This is a genomic window from Streptomyces sp. FH025 (assembly GCF_017427025.1).
Taxonomy (GTDB): Bacteria; Actinomycetota; Actinomycetes; order Streptomycetales; family Streptomycetaceae; genus Kitasatospora.
The window spans coordinates 1-2182 of record NZ_JAFLNG010000980.1 but is presented as its reverse complement, the minus strand read 5'-3'; the positions used below and the strand labels follow the sequence as shown (position 1 = coordinate 2182).

Below are 2182 nucleotides of genomic sequence, written 5' to 3'. Positions count from 1 at the left end.
CCGTCCCACGCGACCGGCTCGGCCTTGATCGGGTGGGAGTTGCCGACGCCGCTGCCGCCGTAGGTCTCGGCGTCGGTGTTCAGGGCCTCCGCCCAGAGCTGTTCGCGGCCGTCCAGGGCGGGCAGGCCGACCCGGTGGCCGTGGCGGACGACGGGGGAGAAGTTGCAGACGGCGACCAGCGGGGAGCCGTCGGCGGCGTAGCGGACGAAGGAGAGCAGGTTGTCGTCGGCGGCGCCGCCGTCCAGCCAGCGGAAGCCGTCCGGGGTGTTGTCGAGCTCGTGGAGGGCGGGGGTGTCCCGGTAGGTCCGGTTGAGGTCGCGGACCAGGCGGCGCACGCCCAGGTGGTCCCGGTGGGCCGGCCACTGCTCGTCGAGCACCCACCACTGCGGTCCGTGCTCGTGGTGCCACTCGGCTCCCTGGGCGAACTCCTGCCCCATGAACAGCAGTTGCTTGCCGGGGTGGGACCACATGAAGCCCAGGTAGGCGCGGTGGTTGGCGCGCTGCTGCCACCAGTCGCCGGGCATCTTGGAGACCAGGGCCTGCTTGCCGTGGACGACCTCGTCGTGCGAGATCGGCAGGACGTAGTTCTCCGAGTAGGCGTACACCATCGAGAAGGTGATCTCGTTGTGGTGGTACTTGCGGTGGACCGGCTCCTTGGACATGTAGACCAGCGAGTCGTGCATCCAGCCCATGTTCCACTTCAGCCCGAAGCCGAGGCCGCCGGCGTCGGTGGGGCGGGTGACGCCGTTCCAGGCGGTGGACTCCTCGGCGATGGTGATCACGCCCGGGCAGCGCCGGTAGACGGTGGCGTTCATCTCCTGGAGGAAGGCGGCCGCGTCCAGGTTCTCCCGGCCCCCGTGGAGGTTGGGCGTCCAGTCGCCGCTCTCGCGGGAGTAGTCGAGGTAGAGCATCGAGGCGACGGCGTCCACCCGCAGGCCGTCGATGTGGAACTCCTCGCACCAGTAGACCGCGTTCGCGACGAGGAAGTTGCGCACCTCCTTGCGGCCGTAGTCGAACTCCAGCGTCCCCCAGTCGGGGTGTTCGGCGCGCAGCGGGTCGGCGGGTTCGTACAGCGGCTCGCCGTCGAAGCGGGCGAGGGCGAAGTCGTCCTTGGGGAAGTGCGCGGGCACCCAGTCGACGATCACGCCGATGCCGTGCCGGTGGAGGGTGTCCACCAGGTACCGGAAGTCGTCGGGGCCGCCGAGCCGGGCGGTGGGGGCGTAGTAGCCGGAGACCTGGTAGCCCCAGGAGCCGCCGAACGGGTGCTCCATCACCGGCATGAACTCCACGTGGGTGAAGTTCAACTCCTTGAGGTAGCGCGGGAGTTCCTCGGCGATCGCGCGGTAGTCGGTGAGGTCGGGCCGCCAGGAGGCCAGGTGCAGCTCGTACACCGACATCGGCGCCCGGTGGTGCGCGGTGCGGGCCCGGCGGGCCATCCACTCGCCGTCCTGCCACCGGTAGGAGGAGGAGGTGACCACCGAGGCGGTGCCGGGTGGGCACTGCGCGGCCCGGGCCAGCGGGTCGGCCTTGTCGAGCACCCAGCCCTGACGGGTGTGGATCTCGTACTTGTACGTGGCGCCCTCGGCCAGGCCGGGGACGAACAGTTCCCAGACCCCGGAGGAGCCGAGCGAGCGCATCGGGTGCCCGGTGCCGTCCCAGTGGTTGAAGTCGCCGATCAGCCGCACCCCGACGGCGTTGGGCGCCCAGACCGCGAACGCGGTGCCGGCCACGCCGTCGACGGTCCGGACGTGCGAGCCGAGCGCCCTCCACAGCTGCTCGTGCCGGCCCTCGGAGATCAGGTGCAGGTCGAACTCGCCGAGGGTGGGCGGGGTGCGGTAGCCGTCGTGCTGGCGCAGCGGCCCGCCGCCGGGGTACGTCACCAGCAGGGTGTAGTCCGGGAGCCCGTCGCCCGCCAGCAGGCCGGTGAACAACCCGCCCTGCTGGTGGGTGAGTTCGGCCGGTCCCTGGGTGGTCTCCACCACCACCCGCTCGGCGAAGGGGCGCAGCACCCGCACGGCCGTCCCGCCGTTCACCGGGTGCGCGCCGAGCAGCGCGTGCGGGTCGTGGTGCTGCCCGCTCACCAGCCGGTCCACCTCGGCCGGTGGCAGCGGGGCCTCCGGGAGCCTGAGCGCGCCCACCGGAACGTCCGGGGAGGGCTGGGGGGTGACTCGCCCGTTCGCCT

1 protein-coding gene is annotated in these 2182 nt (G+C 71.8%); it reads right to left on the bottom strand.

The annotated features are described in order from the left end of the window. Positions 1 to 2138: 1,4-alpha-glucan branching enzyme (gene glgB / locus J0670_RS36410; protein WP_207817028.1), on the bottom strand; the 2138-nt coding region annotated here is incomplete at its 3' end. Positions 2139 to 2182: the final 44 nt, after the last annotated feature.